Below are 16,521 nucleotides of genomic sequence, written 5' to 3' on the forward strand. Positions count from 1 at the left end.
TCTCGTATATCTTTTCTAACAGAACTTCGCGGAAATTGTCCAGACACTTTCGAACAAATCTTTGAAAGACTCCCTCACATCGACTAAGATTTCGAAGTAGAAGAGGAACGAATACATAACATCACTGGCTTCCGACAGTTAGGCATCCGCGCAGCTCACGACCGGTGATTAGGGAAGGCTAAAGGTCATGTCAGCTTCAGAGCGCACTCCCCGATCGAATGCACGTTCGCTGACGATCCGCCAGAAGAAAATTCTCGAGACCATCCAGCGCTCGATCGGAAAGAACGGCTATCCGCCGTCGATGCGCGAGATCGGCGACACCGTGGGGCTCAAGAGCCTGTCGAGTGTCACGCACCAGTTGAGCCAGCTTGAAAAGCTCGGCTACCTTCGTCGTGATCCACGCCGACCTCGTGCCATGGAGATCCTGCTGCCGCTGCAGCTCAGCGAGGATGCCGCAGCGGCCGAGGCGCCCAAGCCAGCGGAAGAGGCCGGCAAGGAAGATGCGAAGATCATTGAGCTGAGCACCTCCGCGGACACCACTATGGTGCCGCTGGTTGGCCGTATCGCCGCTGGTGGACCGATCCTTGCAGATCAGACGGTAGAGGACGTGTTCGCGCTTCCGCGCCAGCTGGTGGGCCACGGAGAGCTGTTCATGCTTCGAGTCTCAGGAGACTCGATGGTTGATGCTGCGATCTGCGACGGCGACTGGGTTGTTGTGCGTCGCCAGCAAACTGCGAACAACGGCGACATCGTGGCTGCATTGCTCGATGAAGAAGCTACCGTGAAGACGTTCCGGCAGCGCGACGGTCATACCTGGTTGTTGCCGCAGAATTCTCGGTACGAGCCGATCCTCGGTGATGCAGCGACCGTCATGGGACGCGTTGTATCGGTCATGCGTTCGCTCTAATCCAACAAATCGAAGAGCGCTGGGGTGCAGTTCAATATGACTGCGTCCCAGCGCTCTTTGCTTCGACACGGGCTCAGCCGTGCCGGCTTCCGCGGAATGAACCAATACCGATCTAGCGGTTCGGGTCCATCCGCTTGAGGACACCGGTGATGGTCTTCTTGTCCACGGTGGGCCACATCGGCGGCAACGAGGCCTTGAGGAAACTGCCGTAGCGTGCGGTAGCCATGCGTGAGTCGAGGATTGCCACGACGCCCTTGTCCGACACGGAACGAATCAACCGGCCAGCGCCCTGGGCCAGACGGATCGCGGCGTGGGTGGCCGAAACCTGCATGAAACCGTTGCCGCCGTGCTTCTGCACGTCTTCGGTGCGGGCCTTGGAGATCGGATCGTCCGGACGCGGGAACGGGATCTTGTCGATAATAACCAAACGGCAGGAGTCGCCAGGCACGTCTACGCCCTGCCAGAGAGTCATGGTGCCGAAGAGACAAGTGTCCCGTTCCTCGGCAAACTGCGCTACCAGAGACTTCATGCTCGCATCACCCTGGCAGAGGATCTCGACGTCGAGGCGCTCGCGCAAGATCGCCGCCGCTTCTTCGGCAGAACGCTTCGAGGTGAACAGCGCCAACGCGCCGCCGCCCGAAGCCTTGATCAGATCCTCGATTTCGTCCAGGGTCTCGGCGGCAAGCTGCCTGCCGGGTTTGGGCAGGTGCTTGGCGACATACAAGATGCCCTGCTTCGGATAATCGAATGGGCTGCCGACGTCGATGCCTGTCCATGACGGTGCACCGGCACCCATGAGCCCCAGTGAACCGGCCACCGAGTCGAATTGCGCGCCGATGGCCAAGGTGGCGCTGGTCAAGATGACGGTACGACCGTCAAAGAGTCCTTCGCGCAGTTTTCCGGCCACGGACAGCGGTGCCACGTTAAGTGTCGCCGGCTGGTTGTCATCCGCCTCGACATAGCCGCGGCCTTCGACAAATTCTCGCGGACGGGTCGTGTAGAGCACCTCCCGGCGGTCTTCGGCTTCGAGCATGCGGATGGCGTCGTCCATGACGGCCTGCATTTGCGACCTGGCGGTCTGGCGACCACCATCGGCCGGCGCGTTGGCTTCAGGCTTCGTCAATGCGAGAATGAGCCGGGCCTGTTCCACGATGTCGTTCAGGGCGATTCCCATGTCCTCGCGCAGGCCGGTCTGCAACAACCCGGTCGGTACGCCGGTCAAGGCCTTTTCAAGTCTGTTGGTGGCTTTGACCAATTCGTCAACGTTGACGGCGCAATGGCGCTTGGCCCCGCCCGCTGCGGTGAGCACCATACGAGCCGACAGTGCCCCTGAGACCGAGCTGGTGACGCGGTCCTGGAGCTCGTGGGCCTCATCGATGATGGCGACGTCGAAGTCCGGGAGCACCGACAGCCCTTCGAAGGCGGAGACCGCCAGCAGGGCGTGGTTGGTAATCACCACGTCGGATTCGGCGGCCCGGGCGCGGGCCATCTCCGAGAAGCATTCATCGGCCATAGGGCATTTCTGGGAGCCAAGGCACTCCATGGCGGACACCGAAACCTGTTTCCATGCCTTGTCGCTGACTCCGGGGACCAGTTCGTCCCGGTCCCCTGTGTCGGTGCGCTCGGCCCATTCGCGAAGCTTCATGACTTCGCTGGCCAGCGGGGAAAATGTCTGTCCCCTGGGCGCGGCGGGCTCATCCATGGAGAACAACGTGCCTTCGTCGTCTTCCGGGTATCCGCCGCCGAGCTTGTACTGGCAGAGGTAGTTGGAGCGGCCCTTGAGCAGGGCCACGTCCATGGGTCGCGAAAGCTTGCCTTTGAGAGACTCCAGGAGCCGAGGTACGTCACGTCCGACGATCTGCGACTGCAACGCCAAGGTTGCAGTCGATACGATTACCGGTTTGGCGCTGGTCTGGGCGTGTGCCAGTGCCGGGATCAGGTAGCCCATGGACTTGCCCGTACCGGTTCCTGCTTGCACCAGCAGATGCTCTTCGTCTTCCAGCGCCGATACAACTTGCTTGACCATTTCCTGCTGGCCGGCGCGCATGGCGCCGCCCATGGAAGTTACTGCGGCTTCCAGCAGGTCAAGGGCCTGCTCTTGCTTATCCATGAAGGTTGAAAGTCTCCAACTCTGCTGCCAACGATTCTCGTACCTTGACGATCAATCTGGTTCCGTTCTCCAGATGCTCGCTTTCAAGGATTTCAGACTCACTCTGATGAAGTTTCGCGATCAGATCCCCGCGGTTATATGGGATCAGCACTTCCATCTGCACTCCCGGGCGCGGAATCGAGGAGCTGACCTTCGCCAGAAGCTCCTCGATTCCCTCACCGGTGTGTGCCGAGACAACCACGGTATTGGATTCGCGGTTTCGGACCCTTTCAATAACAAATGGGTCAGCCACATCAGCCTTGTTCAGCACGATGATCTCGGGAATGTTCAGCGCATCGACTTCGCCCAGCACCGTACGCACTGCCTGGATCTGGCCTTCCGGATCCGGATGCGAGGCATCAACAACGTGAAGAATCAGGTCGGAATCCGCAATTTCCTCCAGCGTCGAGCGGAAAGCCTCCACCAGCTGCGTCGGCAGGTTGGACACGAAACCCACCGTATCCGCCAGCGTGTAGGTCAGCCCGTCCTCGGTGGCCGCCTGCCGCACGGTGGGATCCAGGGTGGCGAACAGCGCGTTCTCCACCAAGACCCCGGCATTGGTCAGTCGGTTCAGCAGGGAGGACTTCCCGGCATTGGTATAGCCGGCAATAGCCACCGCGGGAACTTCGTTGCGCCGGCGGTTTGCGCGCTTGGCTTCTCGGGCCGGCTTCATCGCCTTGATCTCACGGCGCAATTTTGCCATGCGGTCGCGAATGCGGCGGCGATCCATTTCAATCTTGGTTTCACCCGGGCCACGCGAACCAATGCCGCCACCCGCGGCGCCCACCCGGCCGCCGGCCTGGCGGGACATGGATTCGCCCCAGCCACGCAGACGCGGAAGCAGGTATTCCAGCTGGGCCAGTTCGACCTGAGCCTTGCCTTCACGGGACTTCGCATGCTGCGCGAAGATGTCCAGGATCAAACTGGTGCGGTCGATGACCTTGACCTTGACAACGTCTTCCAGCGCACGGCGCTGCGACGGGGCCAGTTCGGCATCGACAATCACGGTATCGGCGCCAGTGGAGGCTACGATCTCGCGCAACTCCATGGCCTTGCCCGAGCCCAGATACGTCGACGGGTCTGGCTTGCTGCGGCGCTGCACAACACCGTCGAGTACTTCCGAGCCTGCGGTTTCCGCCAGCGCGGCCAATTCGCGCAGCGAATTCTCCGCTTCGGTGACGCTTCCATCGGTCCAGACTCCGGCCAGCACCACACGCTCAAGGCGCAGCTGACGGTACTCCACCTCGGTGACGTCTTCGAGCTCCGTAGAGAGGCCTGCAACGCGTCGCAGGGCGCGACGCTCGGCCAGGTCGTCCTGCTCACCGTCATAGGTGGAATAGCCGGAGGAAAAACGGTTCAGGGCGGTCGCCTGACCAGAGAAAATGGATTCATCATCGGATGCGAAATGCTGCACCTGAGGTCCCTGGGCCTCGTCTGCCGCAAGGATGCGGTCGATGGCGGCCTGAATCTGGGCGTCGTCCATCGACGATGAATCGTGTTCGTGTGACTCGGAGTTAGTCATGGTCTCCTTTGAAGTACTTCGCTTTCCAGAATAGTGCGGGGCACCCCCACTTCGCGACGTGGCGCGGTCGGTTTCAAGGTGTTCGTTGGTCATTGAGTATCCTTTGCAGAAATCGGTAGCAGCATTCGGTGCTGATGGTGATGCGGTTACGCAAACGCAAAGGCAAGGTGAAGACCCCAACACACCTGGGAGTCTGGAAAGTAGAAAAGACTTTGCCGCCTGCGGATTCCGCCGTCCGGGCGCGCAAGACCAGCGCCGGGGATCCGGGAATCACGGGTAACCGTGTGGGCTACGTATTAGACGAAGAACAAAGTCATAGACAAAACTCTATCAGTCTTGTGCGGCCTGGTACATATTGGCTTTGTCACGTTGCCTCCGCCCATATTTGGCCCGTGCGCACGCAACGATAAACTTTGCAGTATGAGCTCGGATCACTACTTCAGCGCCAGCCCCGCCTCGGCCGATGAACGCCGCACGATTTCAGTCGAGTTGAACGGCACCGTTCGCAAGATCCAGACCGCAGCCGGCATCTTCTCGCCTTCCGGTTTGGACAAGGGCACCGAGGTGCTGTTGAAGAACGTTCCGGCGCCGCATGGCCGCATCTTGGACATCGGCTGCGGCTGGGGACCCATCACGATTACCGCGGCCGAGCAAAGCCCCGGTTCGGAAGTCTACGGCGTCGACGTCAACGAGCGTTCCATCGAGCTGGCCCGCCTGAATGCGCAGAGCTTGGGCCTGGACAACGTGGTGGTCGGCCGGCCGGAAACTGTGGACCCGGAGCTTGAATTCGACACGATCTGGTCGAATCCGCCGATCCGCATCGGCAAGGAAGCCCTGCATGAACTTCTGCTGCTTTGGCTGCCGCGGCTGGCGCCGGGTGGCGAGGCCTGGATGGTAGTGCAGAAGAACTTGGGCAGCGATTCCCTCCAGAAATGGTTGGTCGAGCAGTTGCCAAACGACTGGCGCGTCACCCGTGAAGCCACGGCAAAGGCCTTCCGCGTTTTGAAGGTTTCACGCCCGGCCCACTAGGTTCGCCGTGCCAGTTGGCTGTGTGGCCCGCCTGCTAGTCCCGGCTGATGATCCCGCGCGTGACCAGTTCCGCCGGCCCGCTCAGGATGGTATCTTCCCGATCGCCGTTGGCAAGGAATGCAACCCCGACCGTGCCTCCGGGAACTTCAACCGACCAATCATTGATCAAGGCGGTGCCGCGCGCCCAGTAGCGCATCGCAGCGGCGGCCGCGCAAGCTCCGGTGCCGCAGGACAGCGTCTCCCCTACCCCGCGTTCGTGGACGCGCATCTTCACTCTGGCCCGGCCGTCTTCGATCAGCGGCTCGGCGGGAACCACGAATTCCACGTTGGTTCCGTGGGGCGGGGCCGGCGAGACTTCCGGGGCAATAAAGAGCTCCAGATCTTCCAGCATGCCTTGGTCCGGAAGCGCTACCACGGTGTGCGGATTGCCCATCGTGATGCTCAGCGCCGGCAACGCCTGTTCCCAGCCGCTGGGGCGGACCATCGAATCCACCGAGTCGGCGGCGGCCTGGTCCTCATGGATCAGGCCCCATGGCCCCAGATTGGCTGCGTACCCGTCCGCCAGCCGGGTGACTTCCTTGACACCGGCACGGCTGCCGATCTGCAGGCTCTGGCCGACCGCTAGATTGACCAGGCCTTCGGCGATGAGGAAATGCACGAACGCGCGCACTCCATTGCCGCACATCTCGGCGATGGAGCCGTCGTTGTTGCGGTAGTCCATGAACCAGTAGGCCTTGGGATGCTCGATGAACTGCTGCTCATAACCGGACACCTGGGAGGTCGGCACCGCACGGATCAGCCCGTCGCCACCGATGCCGAAATGCCGGTGGCACAGGGCTGCCACCTGTTCGGCGGTGATTTGAAGTGCTCCCGTGGGATCCGCGAGCAAGACGAAGTCGTTTCCGGTTGCATGGCCCTTGGCAAATGCCTGGCCTGCAAGCTGCTGAAGTTCGCTGCGGTACATCCGTGCTCCTCGTGTTTCGTGCTTCGTTCGCTAGTTGCGTCAGTTCCGCTGGGTCCGGGCCACCAGCTCCAGCGCCTGGTCGAGCAGACCGGGCTTGGTCGGGTCGAGCCAGGAGACGCGTTCGTCCGCATTGAACCAGGTGATCTGGCGGCGGGCGAACTTCCGGGTGGCGACCACGGTCTGCTCTATGGCCTCGGCACGTTCGATCTTCCCGTCCAGGAAATCGATGTACTGCTGATAGCCGATGGCCCGCGAAGCGGTCTTGCCTTCGCGCAGTCCCGAATCCAGCAGTCCTGCGACTTCCTGGGCCAGCCCCTTGGAATCCATTTTATGGACCCGGGCTTCCAATGCTTCATGCAACGCGGAGCGCTCGTAATTTAGTCCGATCTGGACTGCAGGCTGGAAGTACTGGCGCTGGGGCATATAGGAGCTGAACGCCCGGCCGGAGATTTCGTAGACCTCCAGGGCGCGGATGGCGCGCCGCTGGTCGAGGTTCCTCGCCGCGGAGACCGGATCCACCTCCGCCAGACGGCGCCGCACCTCTCCGTCTCCATGGGCTTTGACCTCGGCTTCGAGCCGTGCCCGCACCTGTGGATCGGTTGGCGGGAAGTCGATGACGTCCAGCGCGGCACGAACGTACAGTCCGGATCCGCCGACCATGACGGGCACCTTGCCCTTGGCCCGGATCGCCTCGAAGCGTTCGCGGGCCTGAGCCTGGAAGGTTGCGACGGATGCCTCTTCCCGTACGGACATGATGTCCATGAGGTGGTGTTCGATTCCGCCTCGCTCGTCGACGGCGAGTTTGGCGGTACCGATGTCCATGCCCCGGTAGAACTGCAGCGCGTCGGAATTGACGATCTCGCCATTCAAGTTCTGGGCCAGGGCGATGGCCAAATCCGATTTGCCGGTTCCGGTCGGACCGACCACGGCAATGACCGGAAGGTGCGTGGCTTCCATCAAGCTAGCTGCGCACCTTCAGGGTCGGCATCCCCAAGTTGGTGCGTCCCGGCTCGCTGCTGGCGCCGGGAGCCGGCACGCCGCAGCTGTCGGCCTGCGAGCGGTCCCAGGCATCCCCTGCCCGTGAACGGCGCAACTGGTATTGCTCCGCGGTCGGGTCAGAAACCAGGTGGAAGGCGGCTACTTCGGTGATCGGCAAGGTGACCAGGTCGCCGGGGCGCGGCGTCTGGGCGCCCTCGGGAACCGAGAAGTGCACGAGGCGCTGATCCTGCGAACGGCCGGAGAGCCGATGGGTCGTTTCAGCCTTGCGACCGGCATGCTCGGTGACCATGACCTCGACGGTGCGTCCCAACTGCTTGGCGTTTTCCTCCTTGGCAATCCGGTCCTGCAGTGCAGTCAGTCGCTCGTAGCGTTCCTGGACAACGGCCTTGGGCAGTTGCTCGTCCATGGTCGCCGCCGGCGTGCCCGGGCGCTGGGAGTACTGGAAGGTGAATGCCGAGGCAAAACGTGAAGCTTCCACGACGTCCAAGGTGGCCTGGAAGTCTTCTTCGGTCTCTCCGGGGAACCCGACGATGATGTCGGTGGTGATCGCCGCATGCGGGATGCGCTCGCGCACCTTGTCCAGGATTCCGAGGAATTTCTTTGAACGGTAGGAACGGCGCATCTGCTTGAGCACGCGGTCCGATCCGGACTGCAGCGGCATGTGCAGCTGCGGCATGACATTCGAAGTTTCGGCCATGGCTTCGATGACGTCGTCGGTGAATGCCGCCGGGTGCGGGCTGGTGAAACGCACGCGTTCAAGGCCTTCGATTTCACCGCAGGCGCGCAGCAGCTTGCCAAAGGCCAGACGGTCGCCGAATTCGACGCCGTAGGAGTTCACGTTCTGGCCCAGCAGCGTCACTTCGATGGCGCCGTCGTCGACAAGTGCCTGGATTTCGGCAAGGATCTCCCCCGGCCGACGGTCGCGTTCCTTGCCGCGCAGGGAAGGAACAATGCAGAACGTACAGGTGTTGTTGCAGCCAACCGAGATCGACACCCAGCCTGCGTAGACGGACTCCCGGCGGGTGGGCAGCGTCGATGGAAAGACGTCGAGGGATTCGAGGATCTCCAGTTCGGCCTTCTTGTTGTGCTGGGACCGGTTCAGAAGTGCCGGCAGCGAGCCGATGTTATGGGTTCCGAAAACCACATCAACCCAAGGGGCCTTCTTGAGAATGGTGTCGCGGTCTTTCTGCGCCAGGCAGCCGCCGACAGCGATCTGCATTCCTGGTCGGGATTCCTTGACCCCCTTCAGGATGCCGAGGTTGCCATACAGCTTGTTGTCAGCGTTTTCACGCACGGCGCAGGTGTTGAACACCACGACGTCTGCGACCTCTTCAGTCAAATCTTCCGGCTTCCGCGCAAGCCCGGCATCTTCAAGCAGGCCGGAGAGCCGCTCGGAGTCGTGGACGTTCATCTGGCAGCCGAAGGTGCGCACTTCGTACGTGCGCGGAAGGTCTTCGGACTGGGGGCTGGAAATCGGTTGTTGCTCGCTCACCTTATAAGGTTACCGAATCCGCCGGGACCCTGAAACGAAGGCAATCCTCGGCGCGCGACGATCCTCAGTATTGCCCCTCGTGCCGTCCGAAGCGTTCATCCCATTCTTCGCGGGCCACCTTGAAAGCCATGCCGCCGTTATAGCCCTTGCGCCCCAGCATGCCGACCAGGCGCCGCAGCGCCCTGTCCCGGTCCGCTCCCATTGATTCTGGCCGCAGTTTGACGCGGACCAGTTCCCGTGCGCGCTGCTCTTCGGTTTCGTCGTCGATCTGTTCCAGCGCTTCGGCTGCGGTTTCGTCGTCGACGCCCTTGGTGCGCAGCTCACGTTTGATCGCGCCGCGCGCCAGTCCACGGGAACGAGCCCTTGCGGCGACCCACGTCTTGGCAAAACGTTCGTCGTCAACGAGGTTGATTTCTGCGTAGCGCTCGATCACCTCATCGGCGATCTCTTCGGGACAGTCCTTGTCAAGGAGCTTGTCCTTGAGCTGTTTCGCGGTTTTGTCGCTGGCCGTCAGTTGCCGCAGCAGGATCCCGCGGGCTTTTTCACGCCATTGGTCGTCGCTGAGTTCGCCGGTTTCCCCTGACTCACGCGCCGCGCGCCTGGCCTCGCGGGCATCCTTGCGCTCTTTCTTGGTGGGCGCCGCCGGAGCCGGAGCCGAAAGAATTTCGTACATCGCCGCACGCAGTTCATCGACGCTTTCCGGCTTCTTCTTTTCCTGTGCCGGGAGGCTGGCGATGATCCGGCGGTTGGTTGGTGCCAACGTGTCGGAGGAAGCCTTCCTTGCGCCGGCTTCGCCGGTGCCCGGCTTCGCCGGTTGGGACGCTTCTGGCTCGGCCGGGTCTGGCCGGGCCCACTCGGGCATGTCTTCCAGGTCTCCCTGAAATTCATTGGAAACGGACATAGCGTCCGACCCGGAATTGAATCCGGATCGAACGCTACGTCGTTTGAAGCCTGAGCTCACTACTGATCGCCCTCGACGACTCGCAGTTCTGTCTCGTCTTCTTCCACTTCTTCTGCTGGCAAGACGCCGAGCTTCTGCAGGATCTGGCGCTCCAGTTCGGTAGCCAGATCCGGGTTGTCGCGCAGGAAGCGGCGGGCGTTTTCCTTGCCCTGGCCCAGCTGGTCGCCGTCGTAGGTGAACCAAGCGCCGGACTTCTTGACCAGGTTGTGCTCAACACCCATGTCGATGAGCGAGCCCTCGCGGGAAATGCCGTGACCGTACAGGATGTCGAATTCGGCCTGCTTGAATGGAGGCGCCATCTTGTTCTTCACGATCTTGGCACGGGTGCGGTTGCCGACCGGGTTGGTTCCCTCCTTGAGGGTTTCAATACGGCGGATATCGATGCGAACCGAAGCGTAGAATTTCAGGGCCTTGCCACCGGTGGTGGTTTCCGGGCTGCCGAAGAAGACACCGATCTTCTCGCGAAGCTGGTTGATGAAGATCGCGGTGGTCTTCGAAGCCGAGAGGCGGCCGGTGATCTTGCGCAGCGCCTGGGACATCAGTCGGGCCTGCAGACCCACGTGGCTGTCACCCATTTCGCCTTCAATTTCCGCACGCGGCACCAGAGCGGCCACGGAGTCGATGACGATGATGTCCAGCGCGCCGGAGCCGACAAGCATATCCATGATTTCCAGAGCCTGCTCACCGGTGTCCGGCTGGGAAACCAGCAGGGCGTCGGTGTCCACGCCAAGCTTCTTGGCGTATTCGGGATCCAAAGCGTGTTCAGCATCGATGAATGCTGCAATGCCGCCGTTGCGCTGGGCGCTTGCCACGGCGTGCAGTGCAACGGTGGTCTTACCGGAGGATTCAGGACCGTAGATCTCCACGACACGACCGCGCGGAAGTCCGCCAATGCCCAGAGCCACGTCCAGCGCAACCGAACCGGTAGGAATTACTTCAATGGGAGCGCGGGTTTCATCACCCAGGCGCATGACCGAGCCCTTGCCGAAGGCCTTGTCGATCTGGCCCAGGACAGACTCAAGTGCCTTTTCCCGATCATTATTTGCTGCCATGGTTCACCTTTGCTCATGCAAGCCATCAATCGACCTGCTCACGATTTCTTGTCCTGCATTAGACAGTATGAGCGCCTACCGACACTTTGGACCCGTGGATCCGGTAAGTGTGGACAAACTCAGAGTTTAAGTTTTCGCGGGCGTGTTCCGCCTCGTTCACAAACGATTCTATCCGAATAGATGTTCGAAAATCAATGTGGATGTTTCGAATACTCGAAGCTGCCCGCCGTTGCCTAGGACTGCTTGGGCTCGATATCTACACCAAGCCAGCGGTCCACCGGCACATCCTGCGCACGGCACAACGCTTCCCACACCTGCTTCGGCTTGATGCCTTTCTTCAGGGCATCGCTCGCTGTCAGGCTGTCCAATTCGGACAGTGCCATGGTATCGGCCAGAACATGGGAATATCGCTGGCCGAATTCGTTCTCCATGTTCCGCCAGAAGTCGCTAAGTCTCACTGGAATATCCTCCCACGAATGAGGCGAGGGCCCACGCATTTGCGTGGGCCCTCGCCCGTCGGACCACCCACCTACCGAGGCCTGGTAAGTAGCGGTGAAGCTTAGACCGAAGCCAGCGGCTTGTCGTTGCGGGTTGCAGCGAACTCGTTGGCCATATCGGTTGGAACGGTGTCCGGGATCGCGATGCCTTCGGCCAGTGCGACGCGCTCGGATACTTCGCGCAGCATGAGCGAGAGCGGAATCTCCAGTGCGGAGCAGATGGAGGAGAGCAGCTCGGAGGAAGCTTCCTTCTGTCCACGCTCGACTTCCGACAGGTAGCCCAATGAGACACGGGCGCTATGGGAAACCTCGCGGAGGGTTCGGCCCTGGCGCTGGCGGACGTCTCGCAGGACGTCACCGATTTCATGACGGAGTACTACCATTTTGTGCTCCTCCTTCACGGGCTGGACCATATGGGCTTCTCCCATATCGCGCCAACGGACAACACCATTGACTGTGACGGGTTGCTTGACCATAAATTTAGCCTTTGCTCCTAGGTCCATCTCGAAGATCTGTTCATAACGGGGGCCGTCCTTGCGGCCCTACAATTCGTACAACGGCATGTCATTCGAATTTGTTCCCGTGCTATCACCCTAATCATAAATTTGCGACGTACGCCACAAATCGATGATTCATTGCGGAAATTCCCGGGAAAAGTAGTATTCCGCTCTTTACTGTGAAGAAGCTTTACCCAATATGGCAGCCAGCTGGTTGATGGCTGCGTTGGTGCTCTGCTCGCGGATCTGCGCGCGGTCCCCCACAAAATGGTGCTCCCTGGCTCCGGACTCGCTTCCGGACGCCCAGCCGATGTACACGGTGCCCACGGATTTGCCGTCATGCGGTTCGGGGCCGGCGACACCAGTGGCCGAAACGGCAAGATCCGCCCCGCATGCTCGCTGGGCTCCCACTGCCATCTGGCGTGCTACCTCGGGATCAACGGATCCCTTTTCCGCCAGCAGCTTCTGGTCCACGCCCAGCACCGAGGCCTTGACGTCGCTGGAGTAGCTGACCACCCCGCCGCGCAGCACCGCAGAGGCGCCCGGCACCTCGGCCAAGGTGGCAGCGATCAGCCCGGCGGTCAGTGATTCGGCGGTGGCAAGCTGGAGCTTGTGCTCGCTGGCCATGGAAATCACCGCTGGTGCCTGGTGCCTCATGTGTCACTCCCCTGGATATGGATGGTGCGCACCGGAATGTCCCCGATGCGCACCGATGCTCGTCGGTTGCCGGAATGCGCTAGTTCTGTGCGTTCTTCTTGTACGCGCTGCGCAGGGCGATGGCCTTGAAGATGTACTCGACACCAGTCACCACGGTTACCGCCACGGTCAGCAGCATCAGGGCCCAGGCCACCGCGTGCAGCCAGCCGACGGTATGGGTCAGCGGCAGCAGGTACAGCCCGATGACCACAGCCTGCAGCACGGTCTTGATCTTTCCACCCATGTTCGCGGCGATCACGCCGTAGCGGATGACCACCACGCGCAGCAGGGTGATGCCCCATTCGCGCACCAGGATGGTCACGGTGACCCACCATGGGAGCTCGGCCAGGATGGACAGGCAGACCAGCGCCGAGCCGGTGAGCAGCTTGTCCGCAATCGGGTCGGCGATCTTGCCGAAATTGGTGATCAGCCCGCGGCTGCGGGCCAGGTCGCCATCCAGCTTGTCGGTGTACATGGCCACCACGAAGATGGCCAGCGCCACCCAGCGCCAGGTGCCCTGGGTGCTGTCGTCCGCAAACAGCGCCCAGATGAAGAACGGAACCATGATGATGCGGATCGTGGTCAGCACGTTGGCGATGTTCAACGTCGGCACCGGATTCGGCGGCTCGTGCGAAGCTTGCTCACTCATTCGGGTCAGTTTCTCCCTGTCAGGTCCCAGGCGTCCTCGCCGGAGCCCTCGTCGTCGGAGCCGTCGAAGTAGTCGACGGCCTGCGGCCGGTCATCCAGGTCCTTGGCAACCAGGTCCTCGGCATATTCTGCCACCGGATCCGCGTGGTTCACATTCGCCTCGTCCACCAGCGCCTGCTCGGCGGCGGTGGCCTGCGTGCTGGACGGATCGTCGCCACGCATGGCGGCCAGCACCATCGGCAGATCGTCCGGCTTGATGAGCACGTCGCGGGCCTTGGAGCCCTCCGACGGGCCCACTACGCCGCGCGACTCCATCAGGTCCATCAGGCGGCCGGCCTTGGCGAAGCCCACACGCAGCTTGCGCTGCAGCATCGAGGTGGAACCGAACTGGCTGGTGACCACCAATTCGGTGGCCTGCAGCAGCAGCTCCAGATCGTCTCCGATGTCCTCGTCGATCTTCTTCTTTTCCGCGACCGGCATGACGTCGTCGCGGTATTCGGGCTGCAGCTGGGCCTTGACGTGCTCCACCACGCGGTGGATCTCCGACTCGGTGACCCAGGCGCCCTGCACGCGCATCGGCTTGGAGGTGCCCATGGGCAGGAACAGGGCGTCGCCCTGGCCCAGCAGCTTCTCCGCGCCCGGCTGGTCGAGCACCACGCGGGAGTCGGTGACCGAGGAGGTCGCGAACGCCATGCGCGATGGCACGTTGGCCTTGATCAGGCCGGTGACCACGTCCACGGACGGGCGCTGGGTGGCCAGCACCAGGTGGATGCCGGCGGCGCGGGCCAGCTGGGTGATGCGGACGATCGAGTCCTCGACGTCGCGCGGGGCGACCATCATCAAGTCGGCGAGCTCGTCGACAATCACCAGCAGGTACGGGTAGGGCTTGAGCACGCGCTTGGAACCCTCGGGCGGGTGCACCTTGCCGGCCTTGACCGCCTTGTTGAAGTCGTCGATGTGCTTGAAGCCGAAGTTGGCCAGGTCGTCGTAGCGGGTGTCCATCTCGCGCACGACCCAGCCCAGCGCCTCGGCAGCCTTCTTCGGGTTGGTGATGATCGGGGTGATCAGGTGCGGCACGCCCTCGTAGGCGGTCAGCTCCACGCGCTTGGGGTCCACCATGACCATGCGGACCTGGTCAGGGGTGGAGCGCATCAGGATCGAGGTGATCATGGAGTTCACGAACGAGGACTTGCCCGCACCTGTGGCGCCTGCCACCAGAAGGTGCGGCATCTTGGCCAGGTTCGCCACGACGAACCCGCCTTCGACGTCCTTGCCCACGCCCATGACCATCGGGTGCTCGGTCTTGCGCGCATTCTGGCTGCGCAGCACGTCGCCCAGAGCCACAACTTCCTTGTCGGTATTCGGGATCTCGATGCCGATGGCGGACTTGCCCGGGATCGGGGACAGGATGCGCACGTCGGAGGAGGCCACCGCGTAGGAGATGTTCTTGGACAGCGCGGTGACCTTCTCCACCTTGGTGCCCGGGGACAGCTCGATCTCGTAGCGGGTCACCGTCGGCCCGCGGGAGAACCCGGTGACCTGGGCGTCGACCTTGAACTGCTGCAGGGTGTTGGTCAGCGCGTCGACCACGACCTGGTTGGCTTCGGAGGCTTCCTTGGCCGGAGGGCCCGGCGGCAGGAAGTCTGCCGAGGGCAGGGTGTAGGTGATGTCCCCGGAAAGCTGCAGCTGCTCGGTGCGCGCAGGGATGGGCGGCTGCGGGGTGCCGGAGAGCCCGGCAGCGCGCGAGGAGACCTGGTCCATGGCGCTGGTGGCGGCTTCAGGCTCGGCCTTCAGCCCGATGCTCTCCATGATCTGGGCCATCTCGGCCTCGGCCTTTGTCGGGCGCTTCACGCCCGGAGGCGGGGTCTGCGGATCCGGCTGGGCGTCCTGGTCCGGTTCGATGTCCACCGCGCGGTGCGCGACGGTCGGGTGCTCAGAGGCCAGCTGCTCCCGCGAGAAGGCCTGGGTGGCCGCCTCGTCGGCGTCGAAGACCTCCGAGGAGCGGTTGCGGTGGACCGCTGGCAGCGAGGTGGTGGCGGCTTCGGCCGGCTCGGCCGAGTCCTCGTCGATGACCGCCTTGTCGTAGGCGACGTCGCCGCTGCGCTCGGAGTCCTCGTGGCCGTCCACGTCGTAGACCTCGGTGACCTTGCGGGCCGCGGCGCGGCGCTCGAAGAAGCCGGGCTTCTTTTTCTTCGGCGCCTGAGTTTCCTCTTCCTGCGGGTAGAGGTAGGACTGGTCGTGGTCCTCGGTCTCGGCGTTCAGCTCGCCGCCGCGGGCGCCAGCGTGCGATGAAGCGCGGGCCGGGCGTTCGGCATCGGGGTCCTGGCCCAGAAGCCGGTTGTAGCCGGCGCGGATGCGCGTCGGGATCTGGGTGATCGGGGTGGCCGTGACGATCAGCAGCGACATGAACACCAGGAAGATGAAGACGGCCATGGCTCCGGGGACCGAAATCAGCAGACCCAGCGGGGTGCCCAGGATGGAACCGGCCATGCCGCCGGCATTCCAGAGCACGTCGAAGTCCTCGGACACCGCCGGCGAGCCATTGGCCAGCGAAGCGATGGAGGACCCGGACAGCGTCATGATCAGCAGGCCGATGCCGATGCGGTTGTTCTCGGTCACCGCCTCCGGGTAGCGGAACAGGCGGAAGGCGCCCACGAAGAGGATGATCGGCAGCAGCACGGCCATGAAGCCGAGCGTGCCGCCGACCACCGCGTGCACTCCGGTTCCGAACCAGCCCGCGTCGCGCAGCCCCCACCATTCGATGATCGCCACGACGATGGCGATCAGGGCGAGGAAGAGTCCCGTGCCGTCGCGCCGCAGCTCGTACTCGGGCTTGACGGTGCCGCCGATGCGTCGGAAGGCGCCACCGAAGATCCGGGCGATGCCCATCCACACGCTGCGGATCATGCGCAGCGGCAGGGGCAGTTCCTGTTCCGGATTTTCGGTGGGTTTCTTGGAGGACGAGGTGCCGGACGCCTTGGGTTTACGCGTCGTTGGCTTCTTCGCCCCCTGAGACTGGGTACGTGGGGCCATGATTCTAGGGTATCGCCCTCCGCTGGGAACGCACCGAATTTACACGTGAACCCGGTGCTCCCCCGGCGCTAGAGA

The 16,521-nt window shown here is 62.6% G+C and carries 14 protein-coding genes; 2 read left to right on the plus strand and 12 right to left on the minus strand.

Going from position 1 to position 16,521, the window contains the following annotated elements; genetic code table 11:
• Positions 1-187: 187 nt before the first annotated feature.
• A complete protein-coding gene (lexA, locus tag DFO58_RS05655; protein ID WP_047121159.1) occupies positions 188-907 on the plus strand; it encodes a transcriptional repressor LexA in 720 nt (239 codons plus the stop codon).
• A 112-nt stretch (positions 908-1,019) separates the two neighbouring features.
• Here the strand turns inward: lexA and DFO58_RS05660 are convergent, their stop codons facing one another.
• Together DFO58_RS05660 and hflX are read right to left on the minus strand one after the other, a co-directional pair.
• The gene (locus tag DFO58_RS05660) at positions 1,020-3,017 is read right to left on the minus strand and encodes an ATP-dependent DNA helicase (protein ID WP_120989594.1); all 1,998 of its coding nucleotides are present in this window, start codon (positions 3,015-3,017) and stop codon (positions 1,020-1,022) included.
• Positions 3,010-4,578, minus strand: a complete 1,569-nt coding sequence (gene hflX, locus DFO58_RS05665; protein WP_053797714.1) for a GTPase HflX — start codon at positions 4,576-4,578, stop codon at positions 3,010-3,012. Before hflX ends, DFO58_RS05660 begins: the two co-directional genes overlap by 8 nt.
• Positions 4,579-4,998: 420 nt before the next feature.
• Between hflX and DFO58_RS05670 the strand changes: the two genes are divergently transcribed.
• Positions 4,999-5,607: a methyltransferase gene (locus DFO58_RS05670; protein WP_120989596.1), complete on the plus strand. Its 609-nt coding sequence runs from the start codon at positions 4,999-5,001 to the stop codon at positions 5,605-5,607.
• Between the two features lie 34 nt (positions 5,608-5,641).
• On the opposite strand, the gene dapF is transcribed toward DFO58_RS05670, so the two are convergent.
• From dapF to DFO58_RS05720, 10 genes are all read right to left on the minus strand, one after another.
• Entirely contained in the window at positions 5,642-6,571 is a 930-nt protein-coding gene (gene dapF, locus DFO58_RS05675; RefSeq protein WP_047121155.1) for a diaminopimelate epimerase, read from the minus strand.
• Positions 6,572-6,610: 39 nt separating this feature from the next.
• Positions 6,611-7,528 (minus strand): tRNA (adenosine(37)-N6)-dimethylallyltransferase MiaA, encoded by a 918-nt coding sequence (miaA, locus tag DFO58_RS05680; RefSeq protein WP_047121218.1) that lies wholly within the window; start codon positions 7,526-7,528, stop codon positions 6,611-6,613.
• Positions 7,529-7,532: 4 nt separating this feature from the next.
• Complete coding sequence (gene miaB / locus DFO58_RS05685; RefSeq protein ID WP_053797712.1) at positions 7,533-9,062, minus strand: tRNA (N6-isopentenyl adenosine(37)-C2)-methylthiotransferase MiaB; 1,530 nt, start codon at positions 9,060-9,062, stop codon at positions 7,533-7,535.
• Positions 9,063-9,126: 64 nt separating this feature from the next.
• Positions 9,127-9,963: a regulatory protein RecX gene (locus tag DFO58_RS05690; protein ID WP_120989598.1), complete on the minus strand. Its 837-nt coding sequence runs from the start codon at positions 9,961-9,963 to the stop codon at positions 9,127-9,129.
• Between the two features lie 59 nt (positions 9,964-10,022).
• Positions 10,023-11,075 (minus strand): recombinase RecA, encoded by a 1,053-nt coding sequence (gene recA / locus DFO58_RS05695; protein ID WP_047121153.1) that lies wholly within the window; start codon positions 11,073-11,075, stop codon positions 10,023-10,025.
• A gap of 233 nt (positions 11,076-11,308) precedes the next feature.
• Positions 11,309-11,572 (minus strand): DUF3046 domain-containing protein, encoded by a 264-nt coding sequence (locus DFO58_RS05700; protein ID WP_202605637.1) that lies wholly within the window; start codon positions 11,570-11,572, stop codon positions 11,309-11,311.
• Positions 11,573-11,634: 62 nt separating this feature from the next.
• Positions 11,635-12,048: a helix-turn-helix transcriptional regulator gene (locus DFO58_RS05705; protein WP_047121151.1), complete on the minus strand. Its 414-nt coding sequence runs from the start codon at positions 12,046-12,048 to the stop codon at positions 11,635-11,637.
• Positions 12,049-12,243: 195 nt separating this feature from the next.
• Positions 12,244-12,726, minus strand: coding sequence for a CinA family protein (locus tag DFO58_RS05710; protein WP_053797709.1), 483 nt, complete (start codon positions 12,724-12,726; stop codon positions 12,244-12,246).
• A gap of 79 nt (positions 12,727-12,805) precedes the next feature.
• Entirely contained in the window at positions 12,806-13,414 is a 609-nt protein-coding gene (gene pgsA / locus DFO58_RS05715; RefSeq protein ID WP_053797708.1) for a CDP-diacylglycerol--glycerol-3-phosphate 3-phosphatidyltransferase, read from the minus strand.
• 5 nt (positions 13,415-13,419) lie between these two features.
• Complete coding sequence (locus DFO58_RS05720) at positions 13,420-16,446, minus strand: DNA translocase FtsK (RefSeq protein ID WP_120989600.1); 3,027 nt, start codon at positions 16,444-16,446, stop codon at positions 13,420-13,422.
• Positions 16,447-16,521 lie beyond the last annotated feature (75 nt).

The sequence above is a fragment of the Arthrobacter sp. AG1021 genome, assembly GCF_003633665.1.
GTDB classification, from domain to species: Bacteria; Actinomycetota; Actinomycetes; order Actinomycetales; family Micrococcaceae; genus Glutamicibacter; species Glutamicibacter soli.

Bases quoted from the DNA above. Each gene is read 5' to 3' on its own strand.
- recA (WP_047121153.1), bottom strand. From the start codon at position 11,075: ATGGCAGCAAATAATGATCGGGAAAAGGCACTTGAGTCTGTCCTGGGC.
- DFO58_RS05710 (WP_053797709.1), bottom strand. From the start codon at position 12,726: ATGAGGCACCAGGCACCAGCGGTGATTTCCATGGCCAGCGAGCACAAG.
- lexA (WP_047121159.1), top strand. From the start codon at position 188: ATGTCAGCTTCAGAGCGCACTCCCCGATCGAATGCACGTTCGCTGACG.
- DFO58_RS05720 (WP_120989600.1), bottom strand. From the start codon at position 16,446: ATGGCCCCACGTACCCAGTCTCAGGGGGCGAAGAAGCCAACGACGCGT.
- pgsA (WP_053797708.1), bottom strand. From the start codon at position 13,414: ATGAGTGAGCAAGCTTCGCACGAGCCGCCGAATCCGGTGCCGACGTTG.
- DFO58_RS05690 (WP_120989598.1), bottom strand. From the start codon at position 9,963: ATGTCCGTTTCCAATGAATTTCAGGGAGACCTGGAAGACATGCCCGAG.
- DFO58_RS05700 (WP_202605637.1), bottom strand. From the start codon at position 11,572: ATGCGTGGGCCCTCGCCTCATTCGTGGGAGGATATTCCAGTGAGACTT.
- hflX (WP_053797714.1), bottom strand. From the start codon at position 4,578: ATGACTAACTCCGAGTCACACGAACACGATTCATCGTCGATGGACGAC.
- DFO58_RS05705 (WP_047121151.1), bottom strand. From the start codon at position 12,048: ATGGTCAAGCAACCCGTCACAGTCAATGGTGTTGTCCGTTGGCGCGAT.
- miaA (WP_047121218.1), bottom strand. From the start codon at position 7,528: ATGGAAGCCACGCACCTTCCGGTCATTGCCGTGGTCGGTCCGACCGGA.
- DFO58_RS05660 (WP_120989594.1), bottom strand. From the start codon at position 3,017: ATGGATAAGCAAGAGCAGGCCCTTGACCTGCTGGAAGCCGCAGTAACT.
- DFO58_RS05670 (WP_120989596.1), top strand. From the start codon at position 4,999: ATGAGCTCGGATCACTACTTCAGCGCCAGCCCCGCCTCGGCCGATGAA.
- dapF (WP_047121155.1), bottom strand. From the start codon at position 6,571: ATGTACCGCAGCGAACTTCAGCAGCTTGCAGGCCAGGCATTTGCCAAG.